Below are 23,996 nucleotides of genomic sequence, written 5' to 3' on the forward strand. Positions count from 1 at the left end.
TACGCAGGGTGGGCGCAGCTCTGCGCCATACCAGTCCAGCGGCAGGCAACCATCGACGTACGGTGGAAGCATGCAACTGACAGCCGGTTATCTCGCGGACTTTTATCGCCAGAAGCTCGGTACTCCAGCGGGAACGCTGATAACCAAAATCGCCGGGAGAATGCTTTACAAGCTCACGTAACAATGAGCAGATATGTTCAAACGGCCAGCGACGGGAACGCCCTGCGGGTAAAGACTTCAGGCCTTCAACTCCCGATAACGTAAACCAGTTAATCCATCGCCCCACCGATGAGCGTGCGCAACAGAGCGTTCTGGCGACATCGCTGACACGGTCGCCCCGATGCAGCATTAACAGGGCGAGCAGTCTTCGGGCATGATTCTTGTCGCGTGTTTTATGGATGGTTTTCTGCATCCGACGTCGTTCGGTACGGGGTATTGGTGCTATGATCGGCATCGCTCAGTCCGGTTGGTGATTTGTGATTTTTAGCGATTGATCAGATCGCTCAACTCGGACTGAGTTCCCTCAAAGTGATCTACTATTTGGAACAGCTATTTAGCCCTGATATTATGTGGTTAATCATCAAACACTCTTTAGTCATCATGGAGTACGAGAGTACAAATCTTAATGTCTATTAGGAAAATTCCCAACAAACTGAGCATGCTAATAATAAAAAATTATTGTTTAAGATTTTTATTTATGGCGGAATATTATCTCTGTAGTTTTAGTTACCATAACATATATGATATTTCCCTTAGTTCTCTTGCCAAAACGTCTTCATTGATAACCTGCTACAAACTTCATCAAGGCTGACAAAACCCTCTTTGTTTCCACCCACAATATTTTCACCAGCAAGCCACAGCCTTGAGACAGTGAGTTTGAAACCACTGTGTTACAGTAATGTTCGCATATGCCTGTCGAGTTATTGCATCAAAACGGCATTAAATGGTATTACACTTGCATCTATCCGATAGATTTTGGGATGCAGGAAGGCGAAAACAGCATGGTTCCTCTCACTGTTCGAGCCAACAGACCTATAGCCCGCAAGCAAGGTGGGTATAGAATCATGCGTGAGACGACCAAAGTAAAAATACAAGAGCGAGCATCATGACCACCGCAATTTCCGCCAGCCTTAGGGGGCGCCCAATTACCGCACAAGACGATGCCGCGATCGCCCGTGTTATCCGCTGCGTGTCGGCGGAATTCGGTTTGACGTCCGACAAAGGCTACACCGTATCCGATCCCGATCTGGATAATTTGTTTGCCTTGTACAATCAACCAAATAGCGCCTATTGGATTGTGGAATATGCAGGGGAAGTGGTTGGCGGCGTCGGCATTGCGCCCCTGACGGCAAGCGATGATGACGTGTGCGAATTGCAAAAAATGTATTTTTTACCCGTCGCGCGCGGCAAGGGCCTGGCAAGACAACTCGCTTTACAAGCATTGGAATTTGCTCGTCAGCGAGGTTTTGGTCGCTGCTATCTGGAAACCACGGGTCACCTGACCAGCGTCATCCGCCTCTATCAGTCGCTTGGATTCGAACGTATCCCTTATTCTATGGGTAATACCGGCCATACCGATTGTGAAGTGACCATGCTGAAAACGCTGTAATCAGCGCTCAGATCCCAACGGCCACATTTTGCTTTTGGGAATAGGGATACGTCTAATTAAAAGATAATGATAACCACCCCACATAGGGGGTGGTTGAGACACGATAAAATAACAACCGACGGTTAGTCGTTTCTATTCATTAATATTTTTTTATTATCCTGGTAAATTTTTCTTCGTAATTTTCAGCATTGGATATACCTCTGCCTTGAGTGATATTTATCGAAGCAGAAAGAAGATTATTCACTTTACCGCTTCGATCAAACTCAACATATAATCTCTCTGATGCACCAGATTCTGTGCTCTTTGCAAGGTCGTATAACGGGATATATGATGATGCATCTCTTGATATATCTGTTTTAGCATATACCCAAAGCAAGCTGCCCTCATCAGAAAAAAGTTATATCTTTAGGCTCGCCTAGTACCGAAACCATTTTCTCTTTTCCGTCTCCTTTATTAATATCCGAAAAAGCTAAATTTTTCGAATTGACGGGATCTTTCTCAAAAGCATTCTCTTTTCTGAAATCATTTATAACAACATCATGATTAATGGTTTTATTATCATCGCCATATGCGACATAAAGCTTCCTGTGGGCATAAGTACCACCAAAGCTATTAAGATTGCCATGATAAACAGCGATGGACTTTTTACCTTCAGGAAAGGTTTTATTTGTCAGCGCGCGCCCCGTATCTCTTTTGCCAAATATACTGTCAACCGATTCAATCGTTGATTTTCCGTCTATTATCTTGGCGTTTATTTGATTATCACTTAATGCCTTATCAGAAAGCGGTTTACTTCCATTCACCCAGGAGGAACAAGAGGTTAGAGCCAGAGCGAATACAGGTATCGTTAACAGTAAAAATTTTTTCATCTTATAAATCCCTTACATTTTCAATCTATTATATTTATATATTTACGTCAAAACGTAGTGAACAGCTAAATGAAAATTTTACTTAGCTTGCATTCATAATGCATATAAATTATTATCCTTCTAATATACTAAAAACAACCAGAATTATCTTATTAATCATAGATATGTATGACTTTTAATCTGAGGTAAGCATTTATTCAGGATTACTCAGCCTATTATTCTCGGATAGTTATTCGAACCTCGGCATCGTCCCCGTCACCAGTTTATGCATCGCATACTGGCGCTCTTCTTCCGTTATCGGATTCAATACGTTGCCGTTTTCATCCACCATGTTGGTATTGGTGTAAAGCGATGTCATCAATGCCCCTACATCCTGCAATCCTTTCGGCGCAATCGCCCTCAGATTGAAGTTGTTATTCTCGGTTGCATTCCGCCCCGCCTGCGCGCCCGCTACCACGCCCGATGTCGAGTCACCCGCCGTGCCTGCCGCCAGTCCGCCTGCCAGCAGAGACAGCGTTCTCACCATCTGTTTTTCGCTTTCTGTCAGTTCCGCCGCCGCTTTGCCCGGATACAGACGCTCCGTAATAACCCGCGCCGCCAGTTCTCCGCTCGCCGCACCCGCCAGAGCGCTGTTGCCCCCCGCTTCCGCCACGATACCCCCCAGCACCGCATGCGCTATCGTATTCGCCGCCACATTCACTTCGCCCTGCGCGTCCGTCGTCGCCTGCTTGATTACCGTCGCCAGATACGGCGCCGCCCCGCCCGTTATCGCCTGAGCGATGTTGCCCCCCGCCAGGCCCTGCACCGCCGCCGATACCGCCATGATGCCCTGACGTACCGCCCCGCCCGTGCCAAAACCGGTGTCCGCCAACGTCTGATTATAGGCTTTCTTATACTCCGTCTGGTAAATATACCCCCGGATATCCGCCTGTGTCGGGTTCAGATTCGGGTTTTCGCCTTTACCCAGCGCCTCTTGCGCCCATTGCCGGTCTTCGGCCGACAGATTCGAGGCCCGCGCTTCCGCCCTTTCCTTCGCCGCTTTCGTCGCGATTATCGCCCCTTCCGTAGCCGCAATATCTACCGCCTGATTGCTGATTTCCGCTATCAGTTGCATCTGCTGCAATCGGCGCTGCTCTTTCTCTTTATCAAATATCGCACTCAGCGTCTGATTGGCATGTTCGACATCGTTGCTCAACTGCGAGACGTCCTGCCGCTGACCAGCCTGGTCGCGGAGGGTCAGTTGACCGTCGCTCAGCGCCGCACGCGTCATGCTCCCGGCATTGCCGTCGTTGTTCCCGCTTATCAGTGAGTTGGAAGCCAGATTGCTTAACTTCTGCATCCCTATCGGCCCGCCGGTGCTGATGCCCACGCCGCTGTGCGAAGTCTCGAACGACGCTTTGTTCTCAATATCACTGAAGCCCAGCGTTCCCGTCTCCAGCCGGTTTTTCGCCGCCGCCGTCGAGCCGATAACCGCGCCATCCAGTTGAGTATGATTGCCGACGCGGACATCATAACCCCCTTGTCCGGCAAACAGTCCGGTCTGCTCCTGCACGCTTTGATAGTTGCTGCGCATTTTGTCTTTGCTCAGGCTGAAGCTGGCCGAACCACTGCCCGCGCCATAAATCGGGATGCTGACACCCGCGCTCATGCTCTGCTGTTTGCTGTTGTACACATCGCTGTCCTGCTGGCTTTGCAATAGCAAATCACGGCCCACCCGCGCCGTTATCTGTTCGCCGCTAACCTGTGCGCCTTGCAGCGTCGTATCGCGGCCACTGGTCAACTGTACCTGACGCCCCGCGTCCAGCAGCGTTTCCGTGTAACTCAGCCCTTCGCCCAGTTCGCGGCCTTTCGCTTTATTCATGCTGGCGTTCACGCTCAGGCTGGCGCCACCGCCGCCTACCCCAAGCTGAGGCCGATGCTGCCGCCTTTGCTCTGGTTGCTGCCTTGCGTATGCTGACTGTTCTGTGCTGACAACAGATTGATATCGCGTGCGGCATTCAACGTCACATCCTGAGCGGCACGCAATTCGCCGCCCTGCACCAGAATATCGTCGCCGGTGGCCGTCATCGCCAGATTTCGTCCCGCGTTCAGGCTGCTGCCCTGAGCGATATGCTGCTCAGTCGTCTGTTCTGATTTCGATGACTGGCTACCCAGCGAGATACTGACGCCCACCACATTATTATTGTTTGCATCCTTATCGCCCTCCGCCTCGGCCAAACGCCCGGCCTGCAACGCTTGCAGCCGATCATCTTCGGTGGATTTAGCAGTCTGCGCCGTCTGTACCGCCGTATTCAATGCACTGCCCACTGTGCCGCTCAGCGCCAGCGTCAGACCGCTTTGTTTCTGTTCGTCAGTCTGGCGCTGAGTCTGACGGCTTTGCGCAGCGCTGATCGTCACCGCTTTACCGCGCAGCGTGAGATCCTGTCCGGCGACCACATCGCTGCCGCGAATAGTCAATGCGTTACCGGCAATCAGCGTGGCGTCGCCTCTTTCACTGCCTATTGTGCTGGCTTTCTCGCTGTCGCCCTCACTGTCGGTGGTACGCTTCCGGCTGGCCTGACCGATGCTGAAACCGATACCGCCGCTCCCCATCAGGCCGGATTTCTTCTCTTCCCGCAGGTGGGTTTCCTGATGATTTTCGCGTGCGGTGACCACCGTGATATCTCGCCCTGCCGTCAGCGCCACGTCTTGCGTACCGGCCACCGCACCGCCGGAAATTCGCAAATCGTTGCCGGCGTTGAGCGCCACGCTATCGCCGCTGAACGTGCTGCCTGTCGCCGCTTGATCCTGAATGCTGTCATGCCGTTCGCTGGACTGCGCCGAGAAAAGTCCGCGGCTGCTCTGCTTGCTGTGTTCCGTCAGCGAATAAGCGGACTGACCGCTGAGCAGGTTGATGTCATTTCCCGCCTGAGCCTGTAGCCCTTGTTGCGCCGTTATCGAGGCTGCCACGGCATTCAGATCCTGTCCGGCACGCAGCGTAATTTGTCCGTTGGCGACGATCTGGCTGCCGATATCTTCACGGGCTGAATAGTGCCGGTAATTATTGCTGTCCCAATCGCTGTTGAGCGTTTCGGTGGTGGTCAGCGTTGTCAGATTCAGGTTATTGCCTGCGCTAAGGCGCACTGTGCCGTCGGTGCCGGCGTTGATGACCTGACTGGCCGTCAGATTGATATCCTTCCCTGCCGCCAGCGTCAGTTCGCCTTTATCATTCTGAACATACATCCCCGCGACGCGATCGAGGATACGATTGCTCTCACGCCCGTTCAGCGTGCTGGCGCTATTGGCTATTGATAGTGCCGCCCGCCAGCGCCGTCAGGCGGTCTTCCCCCTGGATCGCCCCGCCGATATTATTCAGGTCATCACGAACGCGCAGTTCCACCTGTTTACCTAATAGCGAACCGCCCTGATTGTTCAGCGCAGCCGATGAAATAAACAGCGTATCCCGCGCCGCAATGCGTCCGCTGTTCAACATGCCGCCCGCAAGACCGATGGAAACGTTATTGCCTGCCAGCATGCTGCCCGCGCCGATTTGCTCATTCGAGCGCACTTTGGCGTAAACCTGCGGCACCAATACCGATTGCGAGGTGCCATCCGGCAATGTGACCGATTTTCTGACCATCCACACCATATCCGTGGTGAGCAATGCCATCTGTTCCTGGCTTAACGCCACCCCCGGCGTCAGCGAAAACTGGTGGCCAAACGCGATCCCGGCATCCATCAGCGCCTTATATTGCGCTTCATCGCTGGTATAACCCGCCAGATAACGCTGGCCGGTCAACTGTGCGATCTGCTCGCGCACCTCGCGCTGTTCATAAAAACCGTCGCCCAGCCGCTTATCTTTGCCATCGGTTTGGTCGAAGGCTTTCAGCATATAGTCCGAACTCAGCCATTGTTTCTGGTTGGTAAAGCGCGGATCAGTTTCCACCAGATACCGGCTTTCCGCCGCAGGCTGAAGGGTAAACAGGCTGCTGCCCGGCAGTGTGGCGGTCGGCTGAATAGCATCCTGACCGACCGCGCTGGCGCGCAACGCCGTGACCGCATAACCCGAACCATTGAAGGAGGCGTTCTGCCGCCAGTCGCTGGCTTGTAGATCGATGGTTTCCACTTTCATTTCAGGGGCATAAGTATTGCCGCTGATCCCCTGCGAGGTCTTGGTGACGCCCCGCCAGTTCTTTTTCTTTCGGGCATACCAGCGCTCTTGCCAGCCGACATCGGTGGTGATGCGCTCGCCCGGCGTCGCCAGATTGCTCAGTTCCTTAACGCCGTCCATCAGCAAACCCGCGGCAATGACCCGGCTGTCGCTGTTGGTCATTCGCGCCGCCGTCAGCCACAGGTTGCCGCCGGACAGAATCTGGCCCGGTTCGCTCTCTTTCACCCGCGTCTCGCTAACAGTGCGGGTATACCTGTAGCGATAAAATCGCTCATCAGCGTAGCCATCCGGCATATGCGCGGTGTTGACGCCGTATTTATTGCGGGTGAACCAGATATCGCTCCAGTTATAGCGCGTGGTGTGTCCACTCAGCACCGCTTCGTCGATATAGCGGGTGGTCTTGACCGTTTCCGTGACCAGATGGTCGTTGACGTTATTGATCTGACTGGCGGACAGCGCCATGTCCCCCGCCGATTCAATCGTGGCGCTGTGGTTGTTGATCGTATCAGCCTGCCCCGTCGCCAGTCCCGCCGCTCCAGACTGCCGCCCAGCGCCATCGCGCCGTCGCTGTAGATCAGCGCCTGTTGCCGGTTATTCAATGTGCCGATGCCCAGATTCAATCCCTGCCGCGCCGCGATAGATCCGCCGATGCCGTTTTCATCCAGATTATTCAACGTCTGCGACTGCAGGCTAATCCAGTCGCCATAGACGCGGCCACTGCCGATATTGTTCAGCGTTACGGCGTCGATGCGCGTCTGGCCGCCATCAATCAAACCACAGTTGGTCAGCGTGTCCGTCAGGGTTAGCTGGGTTTTCAGGCTGCTGATTTCCCCGCCTGACTGATTGTCGAGGCGATCAGCGGTGAGCGTTAATGCATTACCGGACTGGATTTTCCGGTGGTTGGTCACCTCGCCCGCCACCGTCAAATCAAGTTTGCCATTGGCGATCACATCGCTGTGATTATCGAAACGCCGCGCGGCAGTCAGCGACATATCGCCGAGCGAGAGCAACTGCCCGTCACCGCTCAGGCTTTCCGCCCTCACCGCCAGCGATTTTCCGGCAATCAGCGTCCCCCCGGCGTTGTTGACGGCTTTCGCCGCCGCCACACTGAGTTGGCTGTCCGCGCTGATTTGCGCCTGACGGCTGGAAACCGATCCGGCGCTGGCGTTGAGCGTTACATTCGTCGCCTGCGTCTGGCTGCCATCGGCATTCACCTCAGCCGCCGCCATGCGCAGCGAACCACCCGCCAGATGCTGGCCGTTTGCCTCAATGCGTTGCGCCGCCGCCAGCGACAAATCGCCGCTATCCGCCACAGAGCCATCGCTATTGATCCCGGCCCCCAGCACCGCGCCTTGTTGGTTGCTGATCTTGTCCGCGGTTAACGCGGTATGGCGCTGCGCCGCCAGCACGCCCCGGTTGGCGGCTTGTTGCCGCGCGTTTACCGTAACGTCCTGCTGCGCATAGACTTTACCGTGATTATCCAGATTGCTTCCCGTGAGTTGGACATTCTGGGAGGCATTGATGCTGCCGCTGTTTTCAATGCGGCCATCCGCCGTGATGGTCACGCTGCCCGCCTGCCCGCCTGCCCGCCTGCCCGCCTGCGCGCCAATCGTCCCGGCGTTGCGCACGCCGACACCTTTTTCCGTGCCGATAAGCTGGATTTTACCGGCGTACATGCCGCCAAGTTGCGCCACATCCACCGCCAGTTTCGGCTGTTCCGGCGGCGTCACCGAGGCTGACGATGCGTTATCCGTCCGCCGCTCAACCTGTCGCAGATCGGCGCTGACGCGGTTGCGTCCGGTGGTCACCGTCAAATCATTGGCCCAAATCCCGGCGTTAATCTCCACCGTCGCGCGATCAGGTCGGTGTATCCCTGACGGCTGGTATCCATGCCCTGGCCCTGGATGCGAATGTTTCCCTTATCAACCTGATAGCCTTTCGATTGGCCGTTTTCCATCAAGGCTTTACCGGTGGTCAGCGTCGCCCGGTTCGCATTGATGAAGCCGCAACCGTCACAACTGATGCCCGCGGGGTTGGCGACCACCACCTGCGCTTTTTTCCCGGCGACTTCGATATAACCGTTAAGCTTGCTGGGATCACGCGAATTGACTTCATTAAGAATGATTTTGGCTTCGCCTTTCGCCAGCCAGGGGTTGCCCGTCACCCAGCCTCCCTGCTGCGTTTGCACCTGCTTCTGCGAATTGTTGAGGATCGCGCCTTGCTGGTTGACATCGAACTGGCTGTAGACATTTCGCGACACGCCGCCCGCGCTGGGCGTCTGAATATTGACCTGCGGCTTACCGTTCGCCGTCTGCAATATCGTCGGTTTCTGGTTACCGGGCGCATTGCGATCCGCCACGATATTCGCCTGCGCCGACGGCGCCAACATGACCAGCCCAACGCGCCGAGCATCAGGAACGTCAGCGGCGAAAGCCGCCCCGTCAGTTGACGTAGCGTCGTTCCGCGTCCGGCAGAAGCGGAACCGCCAACGCAGCCGCGGCAAAGCTCGGAAACCACCATCAAAACGCCACGCGCCCGGTTAAAAACGATGCGATAAAAATGCTTATTCATTTTCGTTATCCCTTAACAGAAAGCATTGCTCAACGAATACGTTAGTACTGCCAGTTCAGGTTGAAACCCAGAACCACCGGGCTGGTATCGAATCCGCCGGGTTTGGAAAACGGGACGCCCGCGAACAGGTCATAACCGGTTTTGAACGCGTTGCCGCGCAGACCAATCACCCCGCCCGCCAGATGACGCCCTGACAATATTTCCGTGCTGTTGTTGCTAATCTCGCCGTAATCCACGCCCAGATACAGTTCCTGATTCTGGAGCGGCGTGCGCCAGGCGAGTTCATTACGCACCAGCCAGCCATCATCGGCGCTGAGCGTCAGTTCACCGTCAAAGCCGCGCACCGTCCAGCGGTTGCCGATGGAAAACTGATCCTGCGGCGTCAGCCACGTGCTGGCGATTTGACGCTGGTATTGCACGTTGTAGCGAAAAGCCTCATCAAACAACGCGAAAGGCACTTCCAGTTCAGTGGAAAACTGCACGATTTTCGCCAGCCCGGTGCCTTCACCCCGCTCATCTTCCGGCGCGGGCCGCGCGCCGAACCAACGGGTGCCTCGCTGGTAGCTGACGGCGGCGTCCAGCGTCGCCTGCGAAATATAGTGGCGATGTTGCAAACCAAGCCGCCAGGCGGAGGTATTGCGCCGCTGCACCTCGACTTCCGTATCATTGATAAAATTACGCGATTCGCGGGTCAGCACCTCGTAACTGATTGAGGTTTTCTGGCTGCCGCTGCGGTGGAGAACACGGCTGAGTTGGACGTTGAGGCTTTCGCTCTCGCCGCGGTAGGTATAGTTTTCATTCAGACCGGCGATGGTCTGGTTATAGTCATAACCGCTGGCGGTGACGCCCGCCTGCCAGTAGCCAAAGGGAAGCAAGTAATGCGCAACGTAGCTTTTGCTGCTTTTCCCGCCGCGGCCTTGCAGATCGCGCCCGCCGTAGAGATAGAACGTATCGCTGAGAGAGAAAGGATTATCGAGGAACAGCGTCAAACCGCCCTGATAGCGACCGGTGCTCCTGGTGCCGGCATCATCCAGCGACGCGCCGATACGCCAGTGACGCGCCTGCTTATAGCTGACCACCACGTCGCTTTCACCCGGATTTTCTCCCGGAACCAGTTGCATGTCAGCCTGTGCGGTGGGGACGCGCTGTAGATTCTCCAGCCCTTGCTCAATATCGCGCAGATCAAGCAATCCGCCTGCACGCGCAGGCAAAGCGCTGTAGAGTTGAATATAACGATCGCTGTCCGGCGACAGCGTGATCTTGCTGACTTTACCGGCCATCACCACCAGTTTCAGCGTTCCGCTTTTTAAATCCTGTGCCGGCGCGAGTACGCGGGCGGTGACGTAACCGTGATCCACCAGACGGTTCTGCAACGCGCTCATCAACAGATTAATCCCCTTCGCGCCCAGACACTGGTTCACGGCCTGATCAGCCAGCCGCTGCAAGGGCAGCCAGCCGGGAAAATCCTGCGTTCCCTGTAATTCGACTTGTTTGATCGGGAAACAAGGGGTCATTTCCACCGGGAAATGTAGTCGGGTGAGGAACGCGCCCGGCGGTTGTAAACGGATGTCCGGCGTCTGAGGCGCCAGTTGCCGCGTCTGCGCGCGCTGCCGTTCCTGCTGATTGATTTGCTGTTGATTAATCTGCCGCTGCTCAATTTGCTGCGGATCGGGCGGGGTTGCCGCATTAACATCAGGCGCCAGGAAAGGTAAAAATATCGTAAGCTAGCGAGGCGTAAAAAATGACTTCCGGTGAAAAAGCAATTAATTAATTTATTGATTTCAAAATAAAAAAATAAAATTGAGCAATCCTTGTCATTTTTTCGATACCGAATGAAGTAAATAATTATTGGGATAAATAATTGGTTACATTTTCGCATCGCCTTTCAGCCTTCGAGAATGGGAAATATCTCATTCAGAGTTAACGACAAAGTAGGATGACAATCCCGCTGGTACATTCGAACAGCCAACAGGTCGCCTGGATTCAAACGCATCCCTTATTCCGGCGCTCAGCGCGTAAAAACAAAAACGCCGCGCATGCTTTCACATCCGCGGCCCTGAATAAGGCTGACAGCAAAGAATTAATGGCGTTTGCCGTCATCATCCTCGTCATAAAAATCTTCGTCTTCGCCGCCCTCACCCTCTTCGCCATCAGGATCTTCAAAGTACGTGCCCCAGCCATCGTAATTCACGCCATGACGTTCCGCCAGCGTCAACAGTTGCTCCACCTGCGCGTCGATTAATTCGGCATTCAAGGCCACTTCGCTGATCGCATCGCAGCACATCAGCAACACGCCGTCTTCCACTTCCAGTTCTTCCGCATCCGTGACTTCGTAGCCCAGTTTGAACACTTCCACGGCGACCTTTTCCAGTACTTCAAACTTCTCTGCTGAAAAATGATGCTCAATGGTATACAGCGCGTCTGGATCGCTGCCATCTTCCAGCAGTTCTTCGATGATCAGGCGTGTCTCTTCACGTTGTTCTTCCAGTAATTCGCGGTTTGCCATGCCTTAGTCCTCATTCAATCGACGTATTATTTCGTCATTGTCCCACAGCGTTGCCGCCGTCTCCACCATAAAGTTTGCTACCGGCACTTGAAATTGAATAATTACACATATAAAGTGAATTTTAATTCAATCAATATATTGGGCCGTATGGAGATGTCCGTCATGAGATCGTTCTACAAGCGTCACTTTTTAAGGTTAATGGATTTTTCCCCGGTAGAAATCGCCAGGCTTTTAACCCTGTCAATCAAATTGAAAGCCGATAAAAAAAGCGGCAACGAAACCCGCCACCTGCAAGGCAAAAACATCGCACTCATCTTCGAAAAAGATTCGACCCGTACTCGTTGCTCTTTCGAAGTTGCTGCATACGATCAGGGGGCGCAAGTCACCTATCTGGCGCCCAGCGGCAGTCAGATCGGTCACAAAGAATCCATCAAGGATACGGCGCGCGTGCTGGGCAGAATGTACGACGGTATTCAATACCGCGGCTACGGTCAGCAAATTGTTGAAACACTGGCGCAATATGCCGGCGTCCCCGTCTGGAACGGGCTGACCAATGAGTTCCACCCGACCCAGTTACTGGCTGATCTGATGACCATGCAAGAGCATTTGCCCGGCAAACCGCTGTCCGCCATGAAACTGGCTTATGTGGGCGATGCGCGCAACAACATGGGGAATACCATGCTGGAAGCGGCGGCGCTGACCGGGTTGGATTTACGTCTGGTCGCGCCCAAAGCCTGCTGGCCGGACGCCGGGCTGGTCGCCGAATGTCAGGCTGCCGCCAAACAAACCGGCGGCGTCATTACGCTGACGGAAGAGATTGCCGCAGGCGTGGCTGACGTCGATTTCATTTACACCGACGTATGGGTTTCCATGGGGGAAGCGAAAGAAGCCTGGCAGGAACGTATTACGCTGCTGAAACCTTTTCAGGTGAACATGGCGATGATTGCCGCCACAGGCAACCCACAGGTGAAATTCCTGCACTGCCTGCCGGCCTTTCATGACGACCAGACCACCCTCGGCAAACAGATGGCGGAACAATACGGTCTGCACGGCGGGATGGAAGTCACGGACGAGGTTTTTGAATCCTCACACAGCATCGTCTTTGATCAGGCGGAAAACCGCATGCACACCATTAAAGCGGTTATGGTGGCGACATTAAGTGAGGATTAGTATTTATCACGCCCTTGCTCAGCCACCTTACCGACACGATATATGTCAGTTCAGTGGGGGTTTCGTGCGCAAGAATAGCGGTATTTCCATGCAACGTCGTCGCACGCGCCCGACAAGGAGCGCTCAATCGCCGCGCTCCTTGACCTGTGGCTTTTGGCGGAACGGGGCCGCTACGCGGTTCCTTCGCCAAGAGTAAACCACGCCTGTAGCCTTCGTTTTTTTCCCTGAGTTATGTACGAGAATGGAATCAGGGAAGAAAATCACATTGTGCCGCATCAATCTTTACCACGGCTTTACGCACCCGCGCAGGTTCACCCACCGCACATAAGGGTTTGTGTACTTCGCCTGGGAAAAAAACCACGAAATCGCCTTCCTGCATCACAAACTGCTTTTCCTGTTCGCCAGAGGGCAAAAATGCGATGTCTTGATCCGCCAGCCAATCGGTATCCGGCTTGCCGCCGGGCAGATTGCTGAACGTCATGCCTTCCACGCCGGACAACACAATCTGGATGTCCAGATATTTGGCGTGATACTCGGCGCGGCGTTTTTCCGGCAAATCCGTGCTGTCGTTGGAAATCAGAATAAATTCGTTATCACCGTCAATGTCATGCTTGCCCAGCGGGGTATTTCCCGTGATGTGCCGTTTAACATATTCTATGGCGGCGCACAGTTTGGCAGGCAGGTAAGGAACCAGTTCAAGATGATGGATATTGCCAGTAATCATATATTCCCCGTTTGAAAGTGAAACCTTATTTTATAAAACAATGGTTTGAAAACGTTATACTCGCCAAATCCGGCGCTCGCCAGCGCCTTAACCCGAAAGAGTGAACCGCATTTCACTCTTCATTGCGAACTTCCTTCCGATCTTCATTTTTTATGTCGATGATATTCATTGCGCAACCGATTGCGATGGGTAAAAAATCACGTTTTCCGCTTGAATTAGCGTCCTTGGCGCGTATAATTTTCGACAATTTGCCGGGAGGGGCCATGCGCTGCTGCATCAATAAATCCGCTGCTTATGTTGGTTATCAACCACAACTGCCATCCGGCAGCCAGTCGGCGTTTTCCTTTCCGTTGCTCAACCAATCATGCAAAAAGGCCCCTCCGTTGAGGGGCTTTTTTTTGTCTGTCATTCATGGAAAACCAGACGCCGCATCTGTTTACTCGTTCTGTGTTTACCGGACCAACCGTCAGGAGAAAAACAAAAATGGTCAATCCGCTTTATCAAAAACACATCATTTCGATTAACGATCTCAGCCGAGAACATCTGGAGTTGGCCTTACAGGTCGCCGCCAGTCTGAAAGCCACACCTCAGCCTGAACTGTTAAAGCACAAAGTGATTGCCAGTTGTTTTTTTGAGGCATCGACACGAACACGTTTATCTTTTGAAACGGCGATGCACCGCCTGGGCGCGTCCGTGGTGGGGTTTGCCGACAGCAATAATACGTCGCTTGGCAAAAAAGGCGAGACGCTGGCCGACACCATTTCCGTCATCAGCCAGTACGTTGACGCCATCGTCATGCGCCACCCGCAGGAAGGCGCCTCCCGGCTGGCGACGGAATTCTCCGGCGGTATTCCGGTTCTTAATGCCGGTGATGGCGCCAACCAACACCCGACGCAGACGCTGCTCGACCTGTTCACCATTCAAGAAACCCAGAGCCGTCTGAACAATATCAATATCGCTATGGTCGGCGATCTGAAATATGGCCGCACCGTGCATTCGCTGACGCAGGCGCTGGCGAAATTCGAGGACAACCGCTTTTACTTTATCGCCCCGGACGCGCTGGCGATGCCGGATTACATTCTGACCATGCTGGCAGAGAAAAACATTCCTTACAGCCTGCATAGCAGTATTGAAGAGGTGGTGGACGAACTGGATATTCTGTATATGACCCGCGTACAGAAAGAGCGTCTGGACCCGTCCGAATACATCAACATCAAGTCCCAGTTTATTCTGCGCGCCGCCGATTTGCAGACTGCCCGCGCCAACCTGAAGGTTCTGCACCCCTTGCCGCGCGTGGACGAAATCACGACCGATGTGGATTCAACGCCCTACGCCTACTACTTCCAGCAGGCCGGCAACGGGATCTACGCACGTCAGGCGTTGCTGGCGTTGGTGCTGAATAGCGAACTGGTTCTGTGAGAATAAAGAGGAATAGCCATGACTCACGATAATAAATTACAGGTAGAAGCCATTAAATGCGGCACGGTAATCGACCATATTCCCGCCCAGGTGGGTTTCAAGCTGCTGACGCTGTTCAGGCTGACCGCCACCGATCAGCGCATTACCATCGGGCTGAATCTGCCGTCAAACTATTTGGGCCGTAAAGATCTGATTAAAATCGAAAATGTGTTTCTGACCGAACAGCAGGCCAATCAACTGGCGATGTATGCGCCGCAGGCCACCGTCAACCAGATTGATAATTATGATGTGGTGCGCAAACTGGTGCCGACGCTGCCGGAACACATCGACGGCGTGCTCACCTGCCCCAACAGCAACTGTATCAGCCGTAGCGAACCGGTGTCGTCCTCGTTTAGCGTTAAACAACGCGCGGGCGAAGTCCACCTGAAGTGCAAATACTGTGAGAAAGAATTCGAGCGCCAGGCCGTATTGCAGGATCACTAACGCCCACTGCCGGTTTTCTTTCATTGCCCCGCTGATGAGCATTGCCTGAGGCGGGGCTTTTTTGAATAATGGCAATGCTTTTTTGAATAATGGAAATGCTAGCGTCCCTTTTACATCCTAATCAGGAGATACCATGTCTCGCACTATCAGCACTGAACACGCGCCAGCCGCCATCGGCCCTTACGTACAAGGCGTCGATCTCGGCAGCATGATCATCACCTCCGGCCAGATCCCGGTAAACCCGAAAAGCGGTCTGGTTGCCGACAATATTACCGCCCAGACGCGTCAGTCGCTGGAAAATGTTCAGGCGATTGTGGAAGCCGCAGGCCTGAACGTTTCCGATATCGTAAAAACCACCGTTTTCGTCAAAGATCTGCACGATTTCACCCTCGTCAATACCGCTTACGAGGCTTTCTTCAACGAACATGAAGCGCCGTTTCCGGCTCGCTCGTGCGTTGAAGTCGCGCGTTTGCCGAAAGACGTCAAAATCGAGATTGAAGCGATCGCCGTTCGTCGTTAAGCCTTTATTGGTCACAACAGCATTCATAACGCTTTAACGCTTTAGAAACGCGCTATTTGGCGTAATGCCGAGCAGTCAGGGATCGGTTGAATGATCCAGTGGTGGTGTAAGAATCCGGGAATCTCAGGGTTTCCGGTTTTTTATGCAAATTGCTCAGGATCTTAACCTTGTCTCCCGCCACGGCGCCATTCATAACCTGGAACGCCATAGGGGTGTTGTCTCTGATAAGCACTTTTCGTGAATGACCGCCGGTTTAAACCGGCTGACTCATCAGCCCGTCATTATCCGCACAGTAAAAACCACGCTTATGTTTATGTCGATCAGTTAAGGAACAGGTGCATCGGCGTCGAAAAAAAGGCGTATACCGCTCTGGCGCCGACGCCTGTTAAGGATTCCCGTGGTGCAACCGACTCACAGAACGCCCCAGTAACAGGCAAAATCTTTTGCAAAATAATGAAAATACCCACTTTGTCGAAATGGCGCATTTTATGCATTAATCTATTATCGCTATTAAGCGAAATGCCTGGGGATGATGATGATAAGAATGAAACTTCCGACCGCGCCTTACTACGATGAGATGATCTCGCTGGAAGGCAAACAACGTCAACACTACAACTCCTATTGGCAATGGTTGCAACAGACCGATCAACAGGCCATCCGGCAGAAAAAGGAACAGGCCGAACTGCTGTTTCATCGTGTCGGCATTACGTTTAATGTTTATGGTGAAGAGGGAGGCACCGATCGTTTAATTCCTTTCGACAGTGTGCCGCGCATTATTCCTGCTCATGAATGGCGACAACTCGATCGCGGTATCCGACAGCGGGTACAGGCGCTGAACGCGTTTCTGTATGACATCTATCATCAGCAACATATTCTCAAGGCGGGCATTATCCCCAGCGAACAGGTGCTGGCAAATGACCAGTACCAGCCTTGCATGCAGGGTGTCAATCTGCACAACAATATCTACGCCCATATCACCGGTATCGATATGGTGCGCAATAGCGACGGCCATTATTATGTTCTGGAAGACAACTTGCGCACGCCTTCCGGCGTCTCTTACATGCTGGAAAACCGTAAAATGATGATGCGGCTCTACCCGGATCTGTTCGCCAGCCAGCATATCGCCCCGGTCGAACGCTACCCCAGCTACCTGTTGCAGACACTGCGTGAAAGCACGCCGGTTGATGATCCGACCGTGGTGGTGATGACGCCGGGCCGTTTTAACAGCGCTTACTTCGAGCATAGCTTCCTGGCCCAGCAGATGGGGGTCGAACTGGTGGAAAGCGCCGATTTGTTCGTCAAGGAAGGCGCGGTCTATATGCGCACCACGGAAGGCCCTTGTCAGGTGGACGTCATTTATCGCCGTGTGGATGATGCCTTCCTTGATCCGCTGGCGTTCCGCGCTGATTCAATGCTCGGCGTGCCGGGATTGTTGTCGGTCTATCGCGCTGGCGGCGTGGTGCTGGCCAACGCCATCGGCACCGGGGTGGCGGACGATAAATCCATCTACCCCTATGTGCCGGAGATGATCCGTTTCTATCTGTCCGAAGAACCGATTCTGGGCAATATTCCCACCTGGCAATGCCGTGATCCCAAAGCGTTGAGCTATGTACTGGATAATCTGGCCAGCATGGTGGTGAAGGAGGTCCACGGCGCGGGCGGCTATGGCATGTTGGTCGGGCCGAAAGCCACACGTCAGGAAATTGATGACTTTCGGCTGCGTCTGCTGACCAATCCGCATAACTACATCGGGCAGGAGACATTGGCGCTTTCCACCTGCCCCACGTTCGTCGAACAGGGTCTGGCTCCCCGCCACATCGACCTGCGTCCGTTCGCGCTGTTCGGCGAGGAAATACGTCTGGTGCCGGGCGGCCTGACCCGCGTGGCGCTCACGGAAGGTTCACTGGTGGTCAACTCATCGCAAGGCGGCGGCACCAAAGATACCTGGGTCATGGAGGAGGATGAATAATGCTAAGCCGCACCGCCAGTGAACTCTATTGGATGGCCCGTTATCTGGAACGGGCGGAAAGTCTCGCCCGCGTGCTGGATGTGACTTACAAACTCTCCATGATGCCGCGTCATAGCCAGCAACAGCACGATTTGGCGTTGCCGTTGAATCTGACTTATACCCACGATCTTTTTCAGCAGCGCTACGCCCGTTTCTCGATGAACAACCTGCTGAATTTCTTCGCGCTGGACAGCCAGAATCCAAGCAGTATTTACAACTGCATCGAAATGGCCTGGAACAATGCCCATGCCGTGCGCGGCAGTTTGTCCTCCGAAGTGTGGGAATGCATTAACACAACCCGTATTGATATCCGAAACCTGCGTCACCAGGGCGTGGATAAAATCGGCATCGATGAATTCTTTGACTGGGTGAAAGAGCGTTCCCACCTGTTTCGCGGCGCGATGTTCGGAACGCTGCTGCGTAACGACGCCCAGTGTTTTATCCGCGTGGGAACGTTGATAGAGCGCGCTTACGCCACCGCTCAGTTGCTCAACGTGAAAGATCAGCAATTGAGCAATGATCCCGATCCGGTGCGCGAATATTACCGGCTGGATACCCTGTTGCGGGCGGTCAGCGCGCGCGAGGCTTATCACAGTATCTATCGCCATCCGATAAGCCGTGAAACCGTGACCGAACTGCTGGTGTTACGCGAGGACGTCCCGCGCTCGCTGCACGCCTGTGTGGGCGATCTGGTTCAGCAACTGGAAGCCATTGGCAGCCAGCGGGCCAAAGTGCCGCAACGTCTCGCGCACCTGCTGCACGTCGAACTGCGCTTCAGCACGCTGGACGATATTCTGGCGGATGATCTGCACATTTATCTGAATAACTTTATAAGTAAAATCAATGAACTGGCTGATAGCATCCGTCATACCTATCTGGAGGCGCTATGAAACTCACCATTAATCACCTGACCCACTATCACTATGATGAGGAAGTGAAATTCAGCACCCAGTACCTGCGTCTGACGCCACAGGACTCCACGCATCAGAAGATACGAGAATGGAAGCTGACGCTGCCAGCCACCGCGGTGGAAACCACCGATGCCTACGGCAATGTGCTGCATGTGCTGACGTTGGATCACCCGCATCATGACATCACCATTCATGCTCAAGGCGTGGTCGAAATCGCCGATAACGCCATAGGAGAGAACACAGCAGAAAGCAGCCTCGGCCCGGAAGATACGCTTTCGCCGCTGGTGTTTCTGCGCGTCACGCCGCTGACCGAGGCCGATGCCGATATCCGCGAGTTTGCGCAGCGCTATTATCGGCCCGATGCGCCGGAGGAAAGCCTGAATACGCTGATGGCGGAATTAGGCCTGAAAATGCCGTATACTCCCGGCGCTACGCAGGTTCAGGATAGCGCGGCGGTCGCGTTCGCCATGCAGAAAGGCGTTTGCCAGGATCATACCCACGTCTTTCTGGCCTGTTGCCGCAGCCTGCATATCCCGGCCCGCTATGTGAGCGGGTATGTGTACAGTCAGGATAGTCAGCACGTGGCGATGCACGCCTGGGCTGAAGTGTGGTTGAATGGACGCTGGCAGGGGTTTGACATCACCAACAACACCCGGCTGCTCCATCAACATCTGTGGCTGGCGATAGGCATGGACTATCTGGATGCCTGCCCGGTACGCGGCACAAGACTTGGCGGCGGGTGTGAAGAGATGTTTTCAGAAGCTGAAGTACGTTTGTTCGAACGGCAACAACAGGTACAGCAGCAACAGTAATTTTTTAACGAGAAGGTTCGCTATGACGTACTGTGTGGCCATGCGTCTGTCCGACGGTTTGGTATTTGCTTCAGACTCCCGCACCAACGCGGGCGTCGATCACATTGCAACGTTCAAGAAACTGCACGTTTTTCATCAGGAAGGCGAACGGGTGTTAGTGATCCAGTGCGCCGGAAATCTGGCCACCACGCAGAGTATCATCAGCCTGCTCAGCGCCCGTATCGACGCGCAGCATACGCCGAACCTGATGCAGGTCACGACCCTGTATGACGCCGCTACGCTGCTGGGAGATACCGTGCGTGAGGTGATCCACCGCGACAGTAGCGCACAGCAGAACAGCAGCAATACCAACTTCGGCTGCAATCTGCTGCTCGGCGGTCAGATTGGCGATGAAATTCCGCGCTTGTTCCATATTTACCCTGAAGGCAACTTCATTGAAACCACCCGCGACAAGCCTTATTTCCAAATCGGCGAAAGCAAATACGGCAAACCGATTATCGATCGGGTACTGAGCATGGATACGCCGCTGGAGCATGCCATGTGTTGCGCATTAATTTCTATCGATTCCACCCTGCGCAGCAACCTCTCCGTCGGGCTGCCGCTGGATGTGATGATTTATCGCAATAACAGCTTTGATATCAGCGAACAACAACGCATCACCGAGGATAACCACTATTTCTCCACTATCCGCAAAGCGTGGTCGGAAGGATTACTGAACACGTTCCGTCAGCTTCCTCCTTTCCCGGCAATATCAAAATAGCGGATTACGCGTCAGCGGCGGCCATCGCCTCCTGTAGCCAGCCGCAACGCATTTCCGGTACGGCCTGCAACAGTCGCTGGGTATAATCATCCAGCGGCGGCGACAACGTTTCGCTCACCGCGCCTTGACGAATAATCCGCCCGTTTCTCAATACCGCCACGCTATCGGCGATTTCCCGGACAACATGCAGATCGTGAGTGATAAACAGATAAGCGACGCCCGTCTCCTGCTGAATCTGCGCCAGCAACGCCAGAACATCACGCGCCACCAGCGGATCCAGCGCCGATGTCGGTTCATCGCAGACAATCACCGCCGGGGACGCCGCCAGCGCGCGAGCGATACAAACGCGCTGCTTCTGACCGCCGGAAAGCGAGGCGGGGTAGCGTTCGGCGATCGTCACCGGCAATCCAACCTGATGGAGCAAATCATCAACACGCGCCCGCCGTTGTGCGGCGGGTAAATCCGTCAGGCAGACGATGACGCGTTCAATTTGCATGCCGACCGTCAAACGCGGATTCAGCGCCGTATCAGGATGTTGATGGATCATTTGTATGGATTGCAAATGCCGACGGGTACGCTGCGCCAATCGAGCGGGCAGACGCTCGCCATTGAGCAAAATGTCGCCGTCGGTCGGCGAGGTAAGGCCGCACACCGCGCGGCCCAGCGTCGATTTTCCCGAACCGGATTCGCCGATGACCGCCAGGGTGCGGCCACGGCTGAGCCGCAGGGAAACCGACTCCAGTACACGCTGATGGCCATAGCGAGCACTGACTGCGCGGATATCCAGCAAGGCGTCGTCCAACGGGGGGTGACGCGGCTTGTGACGGCCCCTTACCTGCAACAATTACCGGGTGTACGCTTCTCCGGGCTGCGCCAGCAATTGCCGCGTTTCGCCTGCTTCCACCTGACGACCGTGACGCAACACCATAATACGGTGACTGAGTTGGGCCACCACCGCCAGATCGTGGCTGATATACAACGCGGCAACGCCGGTTAAACGAATAATATCGTCAATCGCGCTCAGTACCCCCAACTGGGTGGTGACATCCAGCGCCGTCGTCGGTTCATCAAAGATAATCAGTTCAGGCCCGGCGCACATCGCCATGGCAATCATCGCGCGTTGCAGTTGCCCGCCGGACACCTGATGCGGATAGCGTTTGAAAAACACCGCCGGTTCCGGCAAGGAAAGCTGCGCGAACAATATCAGCGCCCGTTCAGTCGCCTGCTGACGCGATAAAATACGATGACGCACGGCGGCTTCCGTCACCTGTTCGCCGATGGTTTGCGCCGGGTTAAACGCGGCGCTGGCGGACTGCGCCACATAAGCGATGCGGCTGCCGCGTATTTTGCGCCGTTGCCGCTCTGAGCACGCCGCCAGATCGGTGTCCTGAAACCAGATATTGCCGTGCTGAATCCGCATGCCATGACGACAATGACCAAGAATAGCCTGGCCGATAGTCGATTTTCCGGCGCCGGATTCACCAATCAGCCCCAACACTTCGCCTTTTTTCAGGCTAAAGGAAATGTCCTGCACCAGCGTCTGGTCGCCTGCGACCACGCACAGTTGCTCGACACGTAATAAATCAACCATGTCGGCCTCCCCGCCAGCGGCGTTCATTACGGTTCAGCAATCCGTCGGCCACCGCATTCAGCGACAGCGCCAGCAGCGCAATCGCCGCGCCCGGCATCAGCGCCGCCCAGACGCCGAACAGGATACCGTCTTTATTATCGCGCGCCAGCCCGCCCCAATCCGCCGTCGGCGGCTGGATGCCCATGCCAAGAAATGACAACGCGGAAAGAAACAGCAGGATGAAAATAAAACGTATGGCAAACTCGGCCACCAGCGTAGTCAGTGCGTTAGGCAGGATTTCCCGCCACAGGATCCAGCGCATGGATTCGCCGCGCATCCGCGACACCTCAATAAACTCCTGTGCGGCGATATCCACCGCCAGTACGCGCGCCACCCGCAAGACCCGCGTAGCTTCAAGCAATCCCAACACCAGAATGATGATCAGAGTGTTCTTCGGCAGCATCGCCAACACCACCAGCGCCAGAATCAGTGTCGGGATCGCCATCAATACATCATTCACGCGGGCGATCAGTTGATCCACCCAACCGCCGCGCACCCCCGCCAGAAAACCCAGCAACGTACCCGACGAAAAGGCCAGCAGCGCCGCCAGTGCGGTAACCGTCAGCGACGTGCGCGTCCCCCAGATCAAGCGGGAGAACAGGTCCCTGCCCAGATTGTCCGTCCCCAGCAACGCATTATCCATCGGCCCCCGCCAGGCGCCGCCGATCACCTGATCCGCCGGATACGGGGCAAGCCACGGCGCCAACAACGCCACCAATACAAAAACGCTCACGCCTGACAGACCGAGCAACGCCGAAAGTTTTATCGCAGGCATTCAGTCGAATCCATTTCTCTTAACATATTATATTTTCAACATATTTTATTTTCACGCAGGGCTTACCTCTATCACGGCAATCAACGCGCATGCCGCAAGCGCGGGTTGGCGCACAGCGCCACCACATCCGCCAGGAGATTGAGCAAGATATAGATCGCCGCCAGCACCAGCGCACACCCTTGAATGACCGGCATATCGCGTTTGCTGATGCCATCGACCATATACTGCCCCAGTCCGGCATAAACGAAGACGTTTTCCACAATCACCACGCCAACCATCAGGTAAGCCAGATTCAGTACGATCACATTGATAATCGGCCCCCAGGCATTCGGCAGCACATGGCGCAGCAAAATACCGGAAGGCGAAATGCCTTTCAGCAACGCGGTATCGACATAGGCGGCATTTTGCGCGTTGATGAGCGCCGCGCGGGTCATGTTGCTCATATGCCCCAGCACCGCCAGCACCAGCGTGATGCCCGGCAAAGCTATCGCGGTCAGCCGTGATGACAACGGCATGCCGTCGCTCACATTGCTGTTACTGGGTAACCAGAACAGCGTGATAGAGAAAATCAGGATCAGAAGATAACCGGAGAAGAACTCCGGCAGCGCCACCGCGGTACGCGTGACCAGACTTAAGCACTGATCGAGCCAACTCTCCTGATAGCGCACGGAAAGAAAACCGATCAGCAAGGCCAGCGGCACCACGACCAGTGCGGCGACGCCGGCCAGAAACAACGAATTCTCAAGGCGGGAGAGCAGAACAGGCGCAATTTCCTGACGGCTGGTAAAGCTCCGCCCGAAATCGCCCTGCAATATCCCGCCCAGCCAGTCGAAATAACGGGATAGCGCGCTGTGATCAAGCCCTAACTGCAAGTTCAGCGCCTTCACCGCTTCAGCCGTGGCGGACTGCCCGAGGATAGCCATCGCCGGATTGCCCGGCAACAACTGAATACCGGCGAAAATCAGCGCCGACACCACGGCAATCATCAATACCCCCGCCAGCAGACGGCGCAGGATCATGGATAATAGTGGAAAACGATCGCTGAAAAACCAGCCGTTACCTGACATCATCATCCTTAT

The 23,996-nt window shown here is 54.6% G+C and carries 18 protein-coding genes and 2 pseudogenes; 10 read left to right on the top strand and 10 right to left on the bottom strand.

The window, feature by feature from the left end; translation table 11 throughout:
• On the bottom strand, nucleotides 1-454 hold a 454-nt coding region (locus DES54_RS03845; RefSeq protein WP_147247255.1), incomplete at its 3' end, for a helix-turn-helix domain-containing protein.
• A gap of 651 nt (nucleotides 455-1,105) precedes the next feature.
• Between DES54_RS03845 and DES54_RS03850 the strand changes: the two genes are divergently transcribed.
• Nucleotides 1,106-1,609, top strand: coding sequence for a GNAT family N-acetyltransferase (locus tag DES54_RS03850; RefSeq protein ID WP_113865297.1), 504 nt, complete (start codon nucleotides 1,106-1,108; stop codon nucleotides 1,607-1,609).
• Nucleotides 1,610-1,748: 139 nt separating this feature from the next.
• Here the strand turns inward: DES54_RS03850 and DES54_RS18795 are convergent, their stop codons facing one another.
• The 5 genes and pseudogenes from DES54_RS18795 to rraB all read right to left on the bottom strand — a co-directional run bounded on the left by DES54_RS18795 (nucleotide 1,749) and on the right by rraB (nucleotide 11,705).
• Nucleotides 1,749-1,985 carry a hypothetical protein gene (locus DES54_RS18795; RefSeq protein WP_240634921.1) on the bottom strand — a complete coding sequence of 79 codons (237 nt, stop codon included), beginning with the start codon at nucleotides 1,983-1,985 and terminating at the stop codon, nucleotides 1,749-1,751.
• 10 nt (nucleotides 1,986-1,995) lie between these two features.
• Complete coding sequence (locus tag DES54_RS03855; RefSeq protein WP_240634922.1) at nucleotides 1,996-2,478, bottom strand: hypothetical protein; 483 nt, start codon at nucleotides 2,476-2,478, stop codon at nucleotides 1,996-1,998.
• A 412-nt stretch (nucleotides 2,479-2,890) separates the two neighbouring features.
• Nucleotides 2,891-9,199, bottom strand: a pseudogene (locus DES54_RS19340) (hemagglutinin repeat-containing protein); the annotation flags it as partial.
• Nucleotides 9,200-9,240: 41 nt separating this feature from the next.
• The gene (locus DES54_RS03865) at nucleotides 9,241-10,857 is read right to left on the bottom strand and encodes a ShlB/FhaC/HecB family hemolysin secretion/activation protein (protein ID WP_240634932.1); all 1,617 of its coding nucleotides are present in this window, start codon (nucleotides 10,855-10,857) and stop codon (nucleotides 9,241-9,243) included.
• Between the two features lie 422 nt (nucleotides 10,858-11,279).
• A complete protein-coding gene (gene rraB / locus DES54_RS03870; RefSeq protein ID WP_113865299.1) occupies nucleotides 11,280-11,705 on the bottom strand; it encodes a ribonuclease E inhibitor RraB in 426 nt (141 codons plus the stop codon).
• A gap of 162 nt (nucleotides 11,706-11,867) precedes the next feature.
• Here rraB and argF point away from each other — a divergent pair, with 162 nt between their 5' ends.
• Nucleotides 11,868-12,875: an ornithine carbamoyltransferase gene (argF, locus tag DES54_RS03875; RefSeq protein WP_113865300.1), complete on the top strand. Its 1,008-nt coding sequence runs from the start codon at nucleotides 11,868-11,870 to the stop codon at nucleotides 12,873-12,875.
• Nucleotides 12,876-13,122: 247 nt separating this feature from the next.
• Here the strand turns inward: argF and DES54_RS03880 are convergent, their stop codons facing one another.
• Nucleotides 13,123-13,599, bottom strand: coding sequence for a NanQ anomerase/TabA/YiaL family protein (locus DES54_RS03880; RefSeq protein WP_113865301.1), 477 nt, complete (start codon nucleotides 13,597-13,599; stop codon nucleotides 13,123-13,125).
• 152 nt (nucleotides 13,600-13,751) lie between these two features.
• Here DES54_RS03880 and DES54_RS18460 point away from each other — a divergent pair, with 152 nt between their 5' ends.
• From DES54_RS18460 to DES54_RS03915, 8 genes are all read left to right on the top strand, one after another.
• A complete protein-coding gene (locus DES54_RS18460; RefSeq protein WP_147247257.1) occupies nucleotides 13,752-14,123 on the top strand; it encodes a hypothetical protein in 372 nt (123 codons plus the stop codon).
• Entirely contained in the window at nucleotides 14,083-15,018 is a 936-nt protein-coding gene (pyrB, locus tag DES54_RS03885; protein WP_113865302.1) for an aspartate carbamoyltransferase, read from the top strand. The genes DES54_RS18460 and pyrB overlap by 41 nt, the downstream gene beginning before the upstream one ends.
• A gap of 18 nt (nucleotides 15,019-15,036) precedes the next feature.
• On the top strand, nucleotides 15,037-15,501 hold the full coding sequence (gene pyrI, locus DES54_RS03890; RefSeq protein ID WP_113865303.1) for an aspartate carbamoyltransferase regulatory subunit: 465 nt from the start codon (nucleotides 15,037-15,039) through the stop codon (nucleotides 15,499-15,501).
• A 133-nt stretch (nucleotides 15,502-15,634) separates the two neighbouring features.
• Nucleotides 15,635-16,021, top strand: a complete 387-nt coding sequence (ridA, locus tag DES54_RS03895; RefSeq protein ID WP_113865304.1) for a 2-iminobutanoate/2-iminopropanoate deaminase — start codon at nucleotides 15,635-15,637, stop codon at nucleotides 16,019-16,021.
• 535 nt (nucleotides 16,022-16,556) lie between these two features.
• Nucleotides 16,557-17,990: a circularly permuted type 2 ATP-grasp protein gene (locus DES54_RS03900; protein ID WP_113865305.1), complete on the top strand. Its 1,434-nt coding sequence runs from the start codon at nucleotides 16,557-16,559 to the stop codon at nucleotides 17,988-17,990.
• On the top strand, nucleotides 17,990-18,919 hold the full coding sequence (locus DES54_RS03905; protein WP_113865306.1) for an alpha-E domain-containing protein: 930 nt from the start codon (nucleotides 17,990-17,992) through the stop codon (nucleotides 18,917-18,919). The genes DES54_RS03900 and DES54_RS03905 overlap by 1 nt, the downstream gene beginning before the upstream one ends.
• Nucleotides 18,916-19,752 carry a transglutaminase family protein gene (locus DES54_RS03910; RefSeq protein WP_113865307.1) on the top strand — a complete coding sequence of 279 codons (837 nt, stop codon included), beginning with the start codon at nucleotides 18,916-18,918 and terminating at the stop codon, nucleotides 19,750-19,752. Before DES54_RS03905 ends, DES54_RS03910 begins: the two co-directional genes overlap by 4 nt.
• Nucleotides 19,753-19,774: 22 nt before the next feature.
• The gene (locus tag DES54_RS03915; protein ID WP_113865308.1) at nucleotides 19,775-20,512 is read left to right on the top strand and encodes a proteasome-type protease; all 738 of its coding nucleotides are present in this window, start codon (nucleotides 19,775-19,777) and stop codon (nucleotides 20,510-20,512) included.
• Between the two features lie 4 nt (nucleotides 20,513-20,516).
• Here the strand turns inward: DES54_RS03915 and DES54_RS03920 are convergent.
• The 3 genes and pseudogenes from DES54_RS03920 to DES54_RS03930 form a co-directional block, all read right to left on the bottom strand.
• Nucleotides 20,517-22,103: pseudogene (locus DES54_RS03920) on the bottom strand (ABC transporter ATP-binding protein).
• Nucleotides 22,096-22,917, bottom strand: coding sequence for an ABC transporter permease (locus tag DES54_RS03925; RefSeq protein WP_113865309.1), 822 nt, complete (start codon nucleotides 22,915-22,917; stop codon nucleotides 22,096-22,098). The pseudogene DES54_RS03920 and the gene DES54_RS03925 overlap by 8 nt, the downstream one beginning before the upstream one ends.
• A gap of 80 nt (nucleotides 22,918-22,997) precedes the next feature.
• Complete coding sequence (locus DES54_RS03930) at nucleotides 22,998-23,984, bottom strand: ABC transporter permease (protein WP_427846344.1); 987 nt, start codon at nucleotides 23,982-23,984, stop codon at nucleotides 22,998-23,000.
• Nucleotides 23,985-23,996 lie beyond the last annotated feature (12 nt).

It is taken from the genome of Brenneria salicis ATCC 15712 = DSM 30166, from assembly GCF_003315515.1.
GTDB lineage: Bacteria > Pseudomonadota > Gammaproteobacteria > Enterobacterales > Enterobacteriaceae > Brenneria > Brenneria salicis.